Origin of the sequence: Rahnella sp. BIGb0236 (assembly GCF_004364755.1) — a bacterium.
In the GTDB taxonomy this organism is placed as follows: domain Bacteria; phylum Pseudomonadota; class Gammaproteobacteria; order Enterobacterales; family Enterobacteriaceae; genus Rahnella; species Rahnella victoriana.
The window spans coordinates 136,038-151,408 of sequence record NZ_SOAO01000003.1; the positions used below are offsets into that span (position 1 = coordinate 136,038).

General features: G+C 56.1%; 13 protein-coding genes. 11 read left to right on the plus strand and 2 right to left on the minus strand.

The window, feature by feature from the left end; all coding sequences use genetic code 11:
• Nucleotides 1–46: 46 nt before the first annotated feature.
• The 7 genes from EDF78_RS07490 to EDF78_RS07520 all read left to right on the plus strand — a co-directional run bounded on the left by EDF78_RS07490 (nucleotide 47) and on the right by EDF78_RS07520 (nucleotide 7,988).
• On the plus strand, nucleotides 47–1,489 hold the full coding sequence (locus tag EDF78_RS07490; protein ID WP_095925195.1) for a HAMP domain-containing sensor histidine kinase: 1,443 nt from the start codon (nucleotides 47–49) through the stop codon (nucleotides 1,487–1,489).
• Complete coding sequence (qseG, locus tag EDF78_RS07495) at nucleotides 1,486–2,244, plus strand: two-component system QseEF-associated lipoprotein QseG (RefSeq protein ID WP_095923050.1); 759 nt, start codon at nucleotides 1,486–1,488, stop codon at nucleotides 2,242–2,244. The genes EDF78_RS07490 and qseG overlap by 4 nt, the downstream gene beginning before the upstream one ends.
• Nucleotides 2,241–3,578, plus strand: coding sequence for a two-component system response regulator GlrR (gene glrR / locus EDF78_RS07500; protein WP_133822839.1), 1,338 nt, complete (start codon nucleotides 2,241–2,243; stop codon nucleotides 3,576–3,578). The genes qseG and glrR overlap by 4 nt, the downstream gene beginning before the upstream one ends.
• A gap of 154 nt (nucleotides 3,579–3,732) precedes the next feature.
• Nucleotides 3,733–4,071, plus strand: a complete 339-nt coding sequence (gene glnB, locus EDF78_RS07505) for a nitrogen regulatory protein P-II (RefSeq protein WP_013574351.1) — start codon at nucleotides 3,733–3,735, stop codon at nucleotides 4,069–4,071.
• A 356-nt stretch (nucleotides 4,072–4,427) separates the two neighbouring features.
• Nucleotides 4,428–4,949 (plus strand): sorbitol dehydrogenase family protein, encoded by a 522-nt coding sequence (locus tag EDF78_RS07510; RefSeq protein ID WP_133822840.1) that lies wholly within the window; start codon nucleotides 4,428–4,430, stop codon nucleotides 4,947–4,949.
• A gap of 26 nt (nucleotides 4,950–4,975) precedes the next feature.
• Complete coding sequence (locus EDF78_RS07515; RefSeq protein WP_095923047.1) at nucleotides 4,976–6,577, plus strand: GMC family oxidoreductase; 1,602 nt, start codon at nucleotides 4,976–4,978, stop codon at nucleotides 6,575–6,577.
• 10 nt (nucleotides 6,578–6,587) lie between these two features.
• The gene (locus EDF78_RS07520) at nucleotides 6,588–7,988 is read left to right on the plus strand and encodes a cytochrome c (RefSeq protein ID WP_131692893.1); all 1,401 of its coding nucleotides are present in this window, start codon (nucleotides 6,588–6,590) and stop codon (nucleotides 7,986–7,988) included.
• 65 nt (nucleotides 7,989–8,053) lie between these two features.
• Here EDF78_RS07520 and hmpA read toward each other — a convergent pair whose 3' ends face one another.
• Nucleotides 8,054–9,244 (minus strand): NO-inducible flavohemoprotein, encoded by a 1,191-nt coding sequence (gene hmpA, locus EDF78_RS07525; protein ID WP_133822841.1) that lies wholly within the window; start codon nucleotides 9,242–9,244, stop codon nucleotides 8,054–8,056.
• 333 nt (nucleotides 9,245–9,577) lie between these two features.
• Here hmpA and glyA point away from each other — a divergent pair, with 333 nt between their 5' ends.
• Nucleotides 9,578–10,831, plus strand: coding sequence for a serine hydroxymethyltransferase (glyA, locus tag EDF78_RS07530; protein WP_095923044.1), 1,254 nt, complete (start codon nucleotides 9,578–9,580; stop codon nucleotides 10,829–10,831).
• A 164-nt stretch (nucleotides 10,832–10,995) separates the two neighbouring features.
• Entirely contained in the window at nucleotides 10,996–12,156 is a 1,161-nt protein-coding gene (locus tag EDF78_RS07535; RefSeq protein ID WP_095923043.1) for a 3-phenylpropionate MFS transporter, read from the plus strand.
• Here the strand turns inward: EDF78_RS07535 and csiE are convergent.
• A complete protein-coding gene (csiE, locus tag EDF78_RS07540) occupies nucleotides 12,153–13,433 on the minus strand; it encodes a stationary phase inducible protein CsiE (RefSeq protein ID WP_095923042.1) in 1,281 nt (426 codons plus the stop codon). The two genes, EDF78_RS07535 and csiE, sit on opposite strands and share 4 nt — an antisense overlap.
• 272 nt (nucleotides 13,434–13,705) lie before the next feature.
• Between csiE and EDF78_RS07545 the strand changes: the two genes are divergently transcribed.
• Both EDF78_RS07545 and EDF78_RS07550 read left to right on the plus strand, forming a co-directional pair.
• Entirely contained in the window at nucleotides 13,706–14,284 is a 579-nt protein-coding gene (locus EDF78_RS07545) for a DUF1007 family protein (RefSeq protein WP_229921145.1), read from the plus strand.
• Complete coding sequence (locus EDF78_RS07550) at nucleotides 14,275–15,294, plus strand: nickel/cobalt transporter (RefSeq protein ID WP_133822843.1); 1,020 nt, start codon at nucleotides 14,275–14,277, stop codon at nucleotides 15,292–15,294. Before EDF78_RS07545 ends, EDF78_RS07550 begins: the two co-directional genes overlap by 10 nt.
• Nucleotides 15,295–15,371: the final 77 nt, after the last annotated feature.

Genomic DNA, 15,371 nt, shown 5'->3' on the forward strand with positions numbered 1-15,371 from the left:
GTTCAAACCGTTGTCCGCTAGCATGACGTTATCTGTGGTCAATGAGATGAATGCGTTGAAAAGAGGACGTTTATTCCCCGGTTCGCTCCGCCAGCTGGTACTGATGGCTTTCCTGCTGGTTCTGCTTCCGTTGCTGGTGCTGGCTTATCAGGCGTATGACAGCCTCGATCAGCTCAGCCGTCAGGCGGCACGCATTAACCGCACCACGCTGAGCGACGCCCGTCGCAGTGAATCCATGTCCAGTATTGCGCTGGAGATGGAGCGCAGTTACCGCCAGTATTGTGTTCTCGATGATCCGACCCTTTCCCGCCTTTACCAAAATCAGCACAAACAATACGCGCAGTTGCTGGATGCCCATGCGTCGGTATTGCCGGATTTACGTTACTACCAGACGCTGCGCACCTTGCTGACGCAACTGACCCAACCGGTTTGCCGCAATAACTCGCCGGATGCCGAATCCTCGGCGCGGCTGGAGAATTTCTCACGTACTAACGCCGAAATGGTACAGGCGACGCGGGAAGTGGTGTTTTCGCGCGGGCAACAACTTCAGCGCGCGATTGCCGAACGCGGCCAGTTTTTTGGCTGGCAGGCGCTGGTGCTGTTCCTGCTCAGTGGCGCGCTGGTGCTGCTGTTTACCCGCATGATTATCGGGCCGGTGAAAGGCGTCGAGCGGATGATCAACCGGCTGGGAGAAGGGCGTAATCTCGGGGATGTCACGCGCTTTAAAGGCCCGCGGGAAATCCGCTCGCTGGTGCAGCGCATCGTCTGGCTGAGTGAGCGGCTGGCGTGGCTGGAATCCCAGCGTCACGAGTTTCTGCGCCATATTTCTCATGAGCTGAAAACGCCGCTCGCCAGTATGCGTGAAGGCACGGAATTACTGGCGGATGAAGTCGCCGGGCCGCTGACGCCGGATCAAAAAGAGGTGGTGGCGATCCTCAATAACAGCAGCCGCCATTTACAGACGCTGATCGAGCAACTGCTCGACTATAACCGCAAGCTGGCAGATGCGCCGACGCTGAGTGTGGTGGTCGACCTTAACGCGCTGATCGATGAGGTGGTGACCGCCAACAGCCTGCCTGCCCGCGCCAAGAAGATCCGTACCGAGGTTTCCATCGATGCGCCGCAGTGTCTGGCCGAGCCGACGTTACTGAAACGCGTGCTGGATAATCTCTATTCCAATGCGGTGCACTACGGGGCTGAATCCGGTACTATTTGGGTCCGCAGCCGGCAAGCTGAAGGACGGGTGAGAATTGAGGTGGCGAACACCGGCACACCGATCCCGCAAGCCGAGCGCGCGATGATTTTTGAACCTTTTTACCAGGGTAGCCAGCAGAGAAAAGGGGCCGTAAAAGGCAGCGGTCTGGGGCTGAGTATTGCTCAGGATTGTATTCGCCGTATGCATGGAGAGCTGCAACTGGTTGCCGTTGAGGATGCGGACGTCTGTTTCCGTATCGAATTGCCCCTGACGGCTGAGAAGAATGAAGAATGATCACATTTTCAGGCTGGCTGCGTGCCGTATTCCGCCGCCGGATCATCGTATTGAGCGCCACACTGGCGCTGGCGGGCTGCGTCACGCATTCCGCCGATAACCGCTATTATCAGCAAGTCTCCGATCAGGTTGTCCCGGACAGCAAAGTGATCGATTTTCGCATCGCGCCCTGTGAAACCTTGTGGGCGCTGGATGACAGCGACGCCGTGACCAATTCACTGTACTGGTTGCGGGCGATGGATTGCGCCGAACGCATGAGTGATGCACAGGCGCGTTTCCAGGCGCAGCAGATCCCCGCCACCCGCTGGGAAGAGGTGTTTAAACAAAGCATCCTGCTGGCCGGTGCGGAACCGGATCAGCAGCAGCGCCGTGCATTGCTGGCGAAAGTCAGCCAGTACCGTGGCGAAATGCCGGGGTCGATCCGTCCGCTGGTGCAGTTATGGCGTGAGCGCCAGAACCTGCAGGTGGTGCTGGGGGATGAAAAAGCCCGCAACGCACGTCAGCAGGCGGTAAACGAAGAAAAAATTCAAATGATGACGGCACAGCAACAGGTGCTGGAAGACAGTCTGGCAGACACGCGCCGTAAGCTGGAAAACCTGACCGACATTGAACGTCAGCTTTCCTCGCGTAAACAGATCCAGGGGGATTTACCGGATAACGACGCCAGCACGCCGGCGACGAAACCGGCTTCCGGCAACGCAGTGAAACCGGCTGAGACGTATACGCCACCGTCTAAGGATCCGAACGCAAAATGACGATACGCAAAGCGGCCAGTTTATTGCTGGTTGATGATGATCCCAGCCTGCTCAAGTTGCTGGGAATGCGCCTGACCAGCGAGGGTTTCCGTGTGACCACGGCGGAAAGCGGTGCCGAAGCGCTGCGTGTCCTGCACCGGGATCGTATCGATCTGGTGCTGAGCGATTTACGCATGGATGAAATGGACGGCATGGCGCTGTTCGCCGAGATCCAGAAATTTCAGCCGGGCATGCCGGTGATCATTCTGACCGCGCACGGCTCGATCCCCGATGCGGTGGCGGCCACGCAGCAGGGCGTCTTCAGCTTCCTCACCAAACCGGTCGACCGCGATGCGTTGTATAAAGCCATCGATGAAGCGCTGGCGCAGTCCAGCCCGTCGGCGGATGAAAGCTGGCGTGAGGCGATTGTCACCCGCAGCCCGATCATGCTGCGCTTGCTGGAACAGGCCAATATGGTCGCGCAGTCTGACGTCAGCGTGCTGATTAATGGTCAGAGCGGTACCGGCAAGGAAGTGCTGGCGCAGGCCATTCACGGTGCCAGTCCGCGCGGCAAGAAAGCCTTTATCGCCATTAACTGTGGTGCATTACCCGAACAGTTACTGGAATCCGAACTCTTTGGACATGCCAAAGGTGCCTTCACCGGCGCGGTGAGCAGCCGTGAAGGGCTGTTTCAGGCGGCGACCGGCGGCACGTTGTTCCTCGATGAAATCGGCGATATGCCGCTGTCGTTGCAGGTGAAATTGTTGCGCGTATTGCAGGAGCGCAAGGTGCGCCCGCTCGGCAGCAATCAGGATATCGATGTGGACGTGCGGATTATTTCGGCGACTCACCGTGATTTGCCGAAAGCGATGGAAAAGGGCGAGTTTCGCGAAGACCTGTTTTACCGCCTGAACGTGGTCAGCCTGAAATTGCCGACGCTGAGTGAACGCTCTGAAGATATCCCGCTGCTGGCGAATCATCTGTTGCGCGTGGCAGCCCAGCGGCACAAACCTTTTGTGCGCAGTTTTTCCATCGATGCGCTGAAACGGCTGATGGCCGCCAGCTGGCCGGGCAACGTGCGTCAGCTGGTGAACGTGATCGAGCAATGCGTGGCGCTGACGTCGGCGCCGGTGATCAGCGAGGCACTGGTGCAACAGGCGCTGGAAGGTGAAAACACCGCGCTGCCGACATTTGCCGATGCGCGTAATCAGTTCGAACTCAATTATCTGCGCAAGCTGCTGCAAATCACCAAAGGCAATGTCACGCAGGCCGCCCGTATCGCCGGGCGTAACCGCACCGAATTTTACAAGTTGTTGTCGCGCCACGAGTTAGAAGCGACCGATTTTAAAGAGTAACCGGAATTTACTTTCAGAGGCTTGAGGTACATTGCTGCCGCTGAACTATGATACCTTTAGCGCCTTCGCATGCCTCAGGCATCCGAAACCAGACTGTGAACCATGCTGCCGCTCAGGAAGGCGGAGAGCAAACGAATGATTATAAGGGTCCGCCATGAAAAAGATTGATGCGATTATCAAGCCATTCAAACTCGACGACGTCCGTGAAGCACTGGCTGAAGTCGGGATTACCGGGATGACCGTGACCGAAGTGAAAGGCTTTGGTCGTCAGAAAGGTCACACCGAACTGTACCGTGGTGCGGAATACATGGTCGATTTCCTGCCAAAAGTGAAAATCGAAATTGTCGTGGCGGATGACATCGTGGATACCTGCGTTGAAACCATCATGACCACCGCACAGACCGGTAAAATCGGTGACGGCAAAATCTTCGTGTTCGATGTCGCGCGTGTGGTGCGTATCCGTACCGGCGAGCAGGACGAAGAAGCGATTTAATGTGTCAGCAGGGCGGGTAATGTCCCGTTACCGGCCCTGAGTTTTACCCTTCTGCTTTTTTCTGCGCTCTCCTCCCTGTTATACCAATCCATAATCCCCTGCGCATTCCCTTTGCCTGAATGACCCCAAAAAATGCTATTTGTTAGTTTTGTGTGAAGTTTGTAGGGTTTTTATTGTGACTTCATTGAAAAAGTGAGAGTAAAATCACGTTTGTTGTTATACCAGTTCGATAAATATGTCAGATACGTTGTAGTCACCAACTAAAACAATTCAGGGTGAAAGTATCTGGCTGCCGGAACTGGTGTGGATTGATCTCCGTTGATCGTGGTTTTCACACCCATTCAAAAGGCTTTGCAATGTCACCACATGAAAAACCCATACGCATTTCCCGTCGCGTATTTTTAGGGGGCGCACTGGCGGCGCTTTCCGTCCCGCTGATGAACAAACTGCTGCTCAGCCCGGTTTATGCCGCGCCGGTGGCCGGTTTGTCTCAGGCAAAACAGGATTTCACCCAACTCTCGCTGTATTTAACCGGTCATGATCAGTTAGAACCGGTCCTTTCTGAACGTTATTACCAGACCATGCTGGCGCTGTACCCGGATTTCACCGCGCAGGTCCAGGCGTTGCAGGCGTTTATCACGGCGAATCACCTTGACGCCGCTGACCTGCAAAAAGCCCTGGATACCCGGCAGCCCGCGCTGGCGAAACTGCCGCGCAGCATCTTACAGGCGTGGTATCTCGGCGTGGTCGGCGATGGCAAACAGGCGGTGTGTCTGGCGTATGAAAATGCGCTGATGAATGTCGCGGTTCGCGATCATCTCAACCCGCCGAGCTATGCCTACGGCGCTTACGGCACCTGGGCAAAACAGCCTGTCTGAAAATAACGTTCAAAAAGGGTTAAACAATGAGTGAACAACTTTCCGCTGACGTCGTCGTCATCGGCTCAGGGATCTGCGGCTCGCTGGTCGCGCAGCGTCTGGCAAAACAGGGCATCTCCGTCATTATTCTCGAATCCGGCCCGCGTATTGATCGCGGTACGCTGACCGAAAACTTCCGTAATTCACCACGCAAAAAAGACTTTATGTCGCCGTATCCTTACTCGGACTGGTCGCCGCATCCGGTATACAAACCGGAAGACAATGATTATCTGCAACAGCAGGGGCCGTATCCGTTCCCGGCGGAATATATCCGTATTATGGGCGGCACCACCTGGCACTGGGCGGCGCAGGCGTGGCGCGTTCTGCCAAACGATATGAAGATTAAAACGCTGTACGGCGTGGGGCGCGACTGGCCGTTATCCTATGACGAGCTGGAACCGTTTTATTACGAAGCCGAAGTGAAAATGGGCGTCTCCGGTGCGCCCGATAACGGTTCACCGCGCAATCAGCCGTTCCCGATGGAACCGGTCGCGGAATCCTGGCTGCAACAGCGTTTTCGCGAACGTCTGGCACCCGGCGGTTATGACGTGATTGTGAACACCACCGCGCGTAACAGCCGTAACTACGACGGGCGTCCGGCCTGTTGTGGTAACAACAACTGTATGCCGATTTGCCCGATTGACGCGCAATATCACGGCGGCATCGCCGCGCAGGCTGCCGAAGCAGCGGGCGCAAAACTGATCACCAGCGCGGTGGTTTACCGCCTCGAGCACGACGAGAAAGGCCGCATTGTCGCCGCGCATTATTACGATCCGGATAAAGGCGAACATAAAGTCACGGCGAAAAACTTCGTTCTGGCCGCCAATGGCATCGAAAGCCCGAAACTGCTGCTGATTTCCGCCAGCGATAAATACCCGGACGGACTGGCCAACAGTTCCGGCACCGTTGGCCGTCATCTGATGGATCACCCGAGTAACTCGCTGACCTTCGAAACCGAAGAGCCGCTGTGGGCCGGGCGCGGACCGATGAGTCCGGCGTCGATCAACAGCCTGCGCGACGGCGATTTCCGCAAAGATTACGCCTCATTCCGTATCGATATCGCCAACTCGTCGCAGGTGCAGTCCGTCACTCAGGACTTGCTGGCGGAAGGCGTTTACGGCATCAGCCTGGATAACGAAATCCGTCGCCGTGCCTCGCACCAGACCAGCCTGAAAAACGTCATGGAGCAGCTGCCGAACTACGACAACCGCATCATTCTCAGCGACAAAAAAGACAAACTGGGTATTCCTAAACCGGCGGCGATTTACCACATGGACGATTATGTGCATCGCGGTATGGCGCGCGCGGTAAAAGAATATACCGAGATTGCCAGACTGATGGGCGGCACCAATCTGCGTTTCAGTAAGCCGGGCGTTTACGGCAACAACCAGCACATTACCGGCACGATGAGCATGGGGCATGACCCGAAAGATTCCGTGGTGGATGCGTTCGGACGCACTCATGACCATGAAAATCTGTTCATCACCAGTACCGGCGTAATGCCAACGTCTGCCACGGTCAACTCCACGCTGACTGCGGTCGCTCTGGCGTTACGTACCGCTGATCATCTTGCCAAAACTGCGCTATAGGCTGACTGACATGACTCTGAACCGTTTATCTCAAAAACGTCTGACGGGCGCATTGCTGGCCTTTGGCCTGAGCCTCAGTGCGGGCGCAGCGTATGCCGCGTTGTCGCCGCAGCAGGATGCGCTGATTAAGAAAGGCGAATATGTCGCGGTGGCCGGTGACTGCGTGGCCTGCCATTCCACTGAAGGCGGCAAGCCGTTCGCCGGTGGCCTCGGGCTGGCGACGCCGCTGGGCACCATTTATTCGAGCAACATCACGCCGTCTAAAAAAGACGGCATCGGCAATTACACGCTGGAACAGTTTGAACACGCGGTGCGCGATGGCGTGCGTGGCGACGGCGCGAATCTTTATCCGGCAATGCCGTATACCTCGTATGCCAAAATCAGCGATGAAGACATGAAAGCGCTGTACGCCTATTTCATGCAGGGCGTGCAACCGGTGGATGTGCCTTCAACGCCGACCGCGCTGCCGTTCCCGTTCAACGTGCGTTTGTCGATGGCGGGCTGGAATCTGCTGTTTCTCGAGAAAGGCGCGTTTAAAGCCGATCCGTCAAAAAGTGATCAGGTGAACCGCGGCGCGTATCTGGGGGAAGCCCTCGCGCATTGCAGCACCTGCCATACGCCGCGTAATGCGCTGATGGCCGAGCAGGGCGATAAAGCCCTGGGCGGCAGCAGTCTGGGCACCTGGTTTGCGCCGAATATCACCCCGGACGCGGTCAGCGGCATTGGCAACTGGAGCACGGATGAAATCGCCGGTTACCTGAAGACCGGTCACGCGCCGGGTAAAGCACAGGCTGCGGGGCCGATGGCGGAGGCGATCGATCACAGTCTCAGCCATCTGAGTGACAGTGATTTGCAGGCCATTGCCGTGTGGCTGAAACAAACCACCCCGGTGAGTCAGGAAGGGCAGGCGAAAGCCGCCGACCAGTTCGGCACTCCGGCCAGTTATGTCGATAATCTGCGTGGCGTTGCGCGCCCGGCCGATGCCGATAAAATGACCGGCTGGCAGGTGTATGACGGCTATTGTGCCAGTTGTCACCAGCCCGACGGGCGCGGCAGCAAGGACGGCGGATTGCCTTCGCTGGTCAACAATACCGCGCTGGGACACCTGAACAGCGACAATCTGGTGATGGCGATCCTGCATGGCGTGCAGCGTGGTCCGGAAAGCCACAATGTCGCGATGCCGGCATTTGAACATTTGCTGTCAGATACGCAGGTTGCCACACTGAGCAATCAGCTGTTGCAGCAGTTCGGTAACGATCAGGCGAAAGTGACGCCGCAGCGGGTGAAGGAATTACGCGCTGGCGGTAAACCTTCGCCGTTGCTGGAACTGGCGCACTGGGGAATGGGCATTGCGGGGCTGATTGTTATCCTGCTGATCGCGCTGTTCCTGGTTCGCCGCCGCCGTCGTTAATCTCTGCTGACGCGGCAACAAAAAAAGGCTGACATTTTGCGTCAGCCTTTTTTTTCGGGCGCGGATTAAATCACTTTATGCGGGCCGAAGCATTCGTAGTGAATGTTCGCTTCGCTGACGTTCATCGCCAGCAACTGTTTCGCCGTGAACTGCATAAAGCTCACCGGACCGCACAGATAGAAATGCATCGCCGGATCGCTCAGCTGACCGCTGACTTTGCTCAGATCCATCAGCCCCTGATACTGGAAATCTTCACCGGGTAAATCATTCGCCTGTGGCTGGTTATACCAGACATGGCTTTCCAGTTGTGGCAGACGGGCCTGCGCGCTTTTCACTTCACCGGCAAACGCATGCACCGCGCCGTTTTCTGCTGCGTGCAGCCACTGCACCGGCGCGTGATGTCCGCATCCGGCCAGCGTGCTGAGCATACCTAACATCGGCGTCTGACCGACACCGGCAGAAATCAGTGCCACCGGCGTGGTATCGCTGATATCCATAAAGAAATCACCGTGCGGGGCGGCCAGATGAACGATGTCACCCGTTTGCGCGACATTGTGCAGGAAGCTGGACACCGCGCCCTGGCCTTCGCGTTTTACCGCGATGCGGTAAGTTTTGCCGTTCGGTGCCTGGGTCAGGGAATACTGACGGATTTCCTGATTTTCCAGCGAGGCATCGCGGATGTACACCGCCAGATATTGCCCCGGCCGGAAGTCAGCCACCGGTTTGCCATCCACAGGTTCCAGCAGGAAAGAGGTGATCAGTTCACTCTGCGGTTGTTTTTCAACAATGCGGAATTCACGGGTGCCACGCCAGCCACCGGCTTTTTCGGCGCTGTCCTGATAAATCTCGGCCTCACGATGGATAAACACATTTGCCAGCACGCCATAGGCTTTGCCCCACGCATCCAGCACTTCCTGACCCGGACTGAACATTTCATCCAGCGTCGCCAGCAGGTGTGCGCCGACGATGTTGTATTGCTCAGGCTCAATGGTGAAGCTGGTGTGTTTTTGCGCGATGCGTTCCACCGCAGGCAGCAACGCCGCCAGATTGTCGATATTGGCAGCGTATGCGCAGATGGCATCAAACAGCGCCTGACGCTGATCGCCGTTGCGCTGGTTACTCATATTGAAGATGTCTTTCAGCTCGGGATTATGCGCAAACATGCGGTCATAGAAGTGTGCAGTCAGTTTCGGGCCGGTCGCGGCGAGCAAAGGAAGGGTGGATTTAACGGTGGCGATAGTGGCTGAATCAAGCATGGTGAACTCCGTGTCTGTGATGACTTTATCTAAACATGTATTTCAAATGCATCTTATATAAACCCACAATTTCTGTAAACACCCCCTAAAGGGGTAGGGGGATTCAGGGGGGCGCGCTGAGTCACAAAGCTGAAATTTGTACATGTTCAGGTGAATATATATCCCTTGATTATGGGCGGAGGTTCTTAGATCAAAGCCTTGCTGTATCTGGAGCCAATCGTTTGCCTAAAAACCTGAAACTGACCCTATCCGAAGGCCGCTTAAACATTTACACTGTTGCGCAGAACCCGGAAGGGGCGTTTATTTTTTAGTTTGTTGAGTCAGGAGATGCGGATGTTAAAGCGTGAAATGAACATTGCCGATTATGATGCTGAGCTGTGGGCAGCAATGGAAAAAGAAGTTGTTCGTCAGGAAGAACATATCGAGCTGATTGCGTCAGAAAACTATACCAGCCCGCGTGTCATGCAGGCTCAGGGTTCGCAGCTGACCAACAAATATGCCGAAGGCTATCCGGGCAAACGTTATTACGGTGGTTGTGAGTACGTCGACATCGTTGAGCAACTGGCTATCGACCGTGCAAAAGCATTGTTCGGTGCCGATTTCGCCAACGTTCAGCCACACTCCGGCTCACAGGCCAACTTTGCGGTATACACCGCGCTGCTGCAACCGGGCGACACCATTCTGGGGATGAACCTCGGCCATGGCGGTCACCTGACTCACGGTTCACCGGTTAACCTGTCCGGCAAACTGTACAACGTGGTGCCTTACGGCATCGACGAAAGCGGCGATATCGATTACGAAGACGTGAAACGTCAGGCCGAAGCGCACAAACCAAAAATGATCATCGGCGGTTTCTCCGCATTCTCCGGTATCGTTGACTGGGCAAAAATGCGTGAAATCGCAGACAGCGTGGGCGCTTACTTCTTCGTCGACATGGCACACGTTGCCGGTCTGATCGCAGCAGGCGTTTATCCGAACCCGGTTCCGCACGCACACATCGTGACCACCACCACGCACAAAACGCTGGCGGGTCCACGCGGTGGTCTGATTCTGGCAAAAGGCGGCGACGAAGAGTTCTACAAAAAACTGAACTCGGCTGTCTTCCCTGGCGGCCAGGGCGGCCCGCTGATGCACGTGATTGCCGGTAAAGCGGTTGCACTGAAAGAAGCGATGGAACCTGAGTTCAAAGCGTACCAGCAGCAGGTGGCGAAAAACGCCCAGGCAATGGTGGCGGTGATCCTGGAACGTGGCTACAAAGTGGTTTCCGGCGGCACCCATAACCACCTGTTCCTGATGGATCTGGTGGATAAAAATCTGACCGGTAAAGAAGCCGATGCCGCACTGGGTCGCGCGAACATTACCGTCAACAAAAACAGCGTTCCTAACGATCCGAAGAGCCCGTTTGTGACGTCCGGCGTGCGTATCGGTACTCCGGCCGTGACCCGTCGCGGCTTCAAAGAAGCGGAAGTCCGTGAACTGGCTGGCTGGATCTGTGACGTGCTGGACAACGTGAACGACGAAGCGACCATCGAACGCGTTAAACAGAAAGTTCTCGACATCTGTGCACGCTTCCCGGTTTACGCGTAATATTTTGCGAAGCCGTTGAGCTGCTAAAACCCGCCACGGCGGGTTTTTTTATGGGCATGTATCAGAATTTGTGAGCTGGCAGACATTACGGGAGTATGAAAGCGTCTGCGGATTGCTAGCGATTGTGAGCTTTGTCAAAGTATTGGCCTCACACCGGAGGATTTATGGAATTGCGTTCCACGCGCTGGCTTGCACTCAGTTATTTCACCTATTTTTTCAGTTACGGTATTTTTCTTCCTTTCTGGGGCTTATGGCTAAAAGGCGAGGGCATCTCCTCCGAAAGCATCGGCCTGCTGCTCGGCGCGGGGCTGGTCGCCCGTTTTCTCGGCACGTTAATCATTTCGCCCTCCATTAAAGATCCTTCTTATCTCATCACCGGTTTGCGTATTCTGGCGCTGCTGACTCTGGCCTTTGCCGTCGGCTTCTGGTTTGGCAACGGCTGGGCGTGGCTGATGATCAACATTGCCGGTTTCAGTCTGTTCTTTGGTCCGCTGGTGCCGCTGACCGATGCGCTGGCGGGGACGCTGCAACGTCAGATCAATATGGATTACGGCAAGGTGCGCGTCTGGGGTTCCATTGCGTTTGTGATCGGTTCCGCAGTGACCGGCAAGCTGGTTGAGGTCTATGGTCATAACGCGATTTTGTACACGCTGACCGCCGGTGTGGCAGCGATGCTGCTGGGCATGTTGCTGCGTCCGAGCGTGAAACCGGTGGGCGAGCCGAGGCAAAGCGGCGCGGCGGGTATTTCGTGGAAAGCGTTGCTCGGCGAAAAACCGGTCTGGCGGTTTCTGTTATGCGTCACGCTGTTACAGGGCGCGCATGCGGCCTATTACGGTTTCAGCGCGATTTACTGGCAGGATGTCGGCTATTCCTCAACGACCATTGGTTACCTATGGTCGCTGGGCGTAGTGGCAGAAGTGCTGGTGTTTACTTTCAGTCATCAGCTGTTCCGGCGCTGGTCGGCGCGGGATCTCCTGTTGCTGTCGGCGTTCTGCGGGGTGGTCCGCTGGGGACTGATGGGGGCGTTTACCGCGTTGCCTTGGCTGATCGTAATTCAGATTTTGCACTGCGGCACGTTCACGGTCTGCCATCTGGCCGGGATGCGTTTCATCGCGGCGCGTCCGCGTGATCAGGTGATCCGTCTGCAATCGGTCTATTCCGCGCTGGCGATGGGCGGCGGCGTGGCGGTGATGACCATGGTGTCCGGTTTCCTGTTCGAACATCTGCATGCCGGATTGTTCTGGGTGATGGCGCTGCTGGCCGTACCGGCGATTTTCCTGCGTCCGGCGGTTACGCCGTCAGCGCCGGAGGTTTCCACCCGCTAGGGGGCTTCGAGCAGCGAGCGGATACGTTTTCGCTGCTCTTTTGCCAGCGGCAATTGTGTGTGGATCACCAGCGGATCGGCGTCGGTGCTGCGGGTGGCGTAAGGCGTGACAATCATCGCCACGCCGCTCGGCGCACCGAATTTATAGAAATCCGCCAGTGTCTGATATTTGATATTCAGCGGCAGCAGCGTCGCTTCGCGGATCTGCTGTTCAACGGCCTCTTCCAGCTCGGGATTATCATGGGTCAGCAGCAGGATCTGTTTCTCCTGCAAGGCGTTACCCTGCATCAGCCACGCGCCGAAGGTGATCGCCACCAGCCCGACTTCATCTTCTGACAGCGTGATCAGGTATTCGTGTTCAAAACCCTGCAAGGCTTCGCGGGTGGTACGCACCAGACGCGGATACATGCGGTTCACTTCTTCCTGCATCAGATTGTCGATGCCAATGCCGAAATGACAGCGTTCAATTGCCGGGCCAAGATGGGCGAAAAGCTGGCCGACCAGCCCTTCATAGCTGCTGAACTTCATCCCGGCGATGTCCTGAAAACGCGCCACCATGTTCTCAATTTCTAACAACAGCCGCTGATCTTCGGTCGAACCGGAACTCTGGTAACTGTGGATTTTCAGCATGCGTAACATCAGGGTGAAAAACTCACACTCGCAGTCATCCAGCAGGCCGTTGCTCAGTTCCTGTAGCTGGATAAACAGCTCGCGGGCCGCCGGATATTCAGGCTTTTCGCGCAGCCAGCGGCGCTGTTGTTCGGTGAAACGCAGGCCGGTTGCGCCGTTGTTTTGCCACAGGCAATATTGCAGACAAATCAGCATCAGCTGGCGGTCATGCCCGCTGAGCGGTTTGGGTAACAGCGCGCCGGAATCTTCCAGCACCATGCCGAGAATGTCGGTGCGCAATGCCGCCTTCGGGCAGGTCTGACCTTCGAAAGCGATATGCAGCCACGGGATAAAATGGCGGGAAACAAAGTCCGGCGAAATGCGCAACGTCCGGCGCAATCCCTGAAATAAACACAGCCGCTGTGCCAGCGCATCGCCCTGAATGCGGCATTCTTTCTCGCTGTATTGCAGCACATCAAGCTGGTGGATCCGCTGAATTTCGCAGGTCACTTCCGCCAGATCTTCCCAGGTCGTGCCTAATCCGACGCCGTTAATTTCGCTGATGATCTCCAGCTGAACCGCCGTCAGCGGCGCGTACAGCATCAGCAACACGTGGCAACGGCGTTGCGTAGCGGAAAGCGCAGGGGAGGGCTGTTTGTCTGGATTCATATCACCTACCGGAAAGGTATCACCTGAAATTATTAGTCAAGCATAGCAAAGGCAATGCCCGCAATAAGGCGCGGGGATTGGGTTTTACTCCGGCTTACAACTCAGATCACAGATATTTTTGACGACTGCTTAAATGCACAGCAAAATACTGTTACTTAGTAACAATATATGGCGCTGATATGGAAATGACGTTAACCCGGGCCCGGAACCGGCCTTTCTCCCGTTACGGCAAATGGCTGGGAGTTGCGCTGTTCTGCCTGCCCGCCACGGTCATGGCGCACCCGCACAGTTTCATTGATATGCAAACCACGCTGGTGGCGAATGACACCTCGCTGACCGGCCTGAAAATGGTCTGGACGATGGATGAAATCACTTCGGCAGATTTGCTGTATGACGCGCAGAATGCCAAACCGGGGTCAGATATCTGGAAAAAACTGGCGGCTGAAGTGATGGCGCGGGTACTCAGTCAGCACTATTTCACTGACTTTTATCGTGAGGGAAAACCGGTGAAATATCTCGATTTACCCAGCGAATATCAGCTTTCCCGCAAAGGCGATCAGGCCGTGCTGGAATTCGTTCTGCCGCTGGCAAAACCGCAAGCGCTGGAAGGCAAACCGATGGAATTCTCCACTTTCGATCCGTCGTACTTTGTCGATATGACATATAAAGACAAAACCGCGCTGCACCTGCCGCCGGAACTGGAAAAACGCTGCACGCTGGCGCTGTTTACGCCGAAGCCGGATGCTTCGCTGCAAAACTATGCGCTGTCACTCGATAAGGCCGATGCCCCGCCGGAAGATATGGATCTTGGTCAGCAATTTGCTCAGAAGGTCACGCTGGAATGTCATTAATCTCCACGCCATCGAAAACCCTCTCATGGCGCGATCTGTGGCCGCTGGCCATATTTCTGTTGCTGCTGGCGGGCGGCGCTTTTCTGTTAATCCATTACTGGCCGCGCATTTTGCTTAGCAGCATTATCTGGCAGCGGGAGTTGCATCAGGAACTGGCCGGACTGTTGCGGCAGGTGAAAGAAAATCCGATGCAGGCAGGCATGACGCTGGCCGGTTTCAGTCTGATTTACGGGGTGATCCACGCGGTCGGTCCGGGACACGGGAAAATCGTCATCACTACCTATCTGGCGACCCATCCTTCACGGCTGAAAAGCAGCCTGAAGCTGACATTTGCTTCGGCGATTGTTCAGGGGCTGGTGGCGATTTTACTGGTCACGGTGGTGCTGGTTGTGTTGCAGCTCTCTTCGCGTCAGTTGCATCAGAGCAGTTTCTGGATGGAGCGGGGCAGCTTTATTCTGGTGATGCTGCTCGGTTTACTGCTGTGCTGGCGCGCACTGAAACGTGTATGGCAGACGCTCAGAAGTATGCGTCCCGCGACGGCAATGAAAATCCACAGTCTGTCGCCGATGGATAAGGGAACGCATGTTCACGATGAACATTGCGGTTGCGGACATCAGCATGTGCCGAGCGATCAGCAGCTTCAGGCGGGCGGCGATTTACGCACGCAGGTGGCGATCGTGCTGGCGATGGGATTACGTCCGTGTTCCGGTGCGATCATGGTGTTGCTGTTTGCCAAAGTGATCGGCGTGTACAGCTGGGGCGTGATTTCGGCCATTACCATGGCGGTCGGCACCTCCCTGACCGTCTCGCTGATTGGTGTGCTGGTGTTTTACAGCCGCGCGCTGGCGGTGAAACTGAGTGCCAGCCGCACGCCTGCCGTCTGGCAGCGGATCACCTGGTCGTTGCTGGCGCTGACCGGTGGGATGGTACTGCTGGTGGCGGGGTTTTTGCTTTACAGCACGGGCGGTGGTGATGTTTCGCCAATCACCGGCGGGCCTTTCAGGGGATAGCTTTCTGTACATACCCAACAGGCAAAAAAAAACGGACGCCCGAAAGGACGTCCGTTTTTCTTTGTAGCAATAACTGG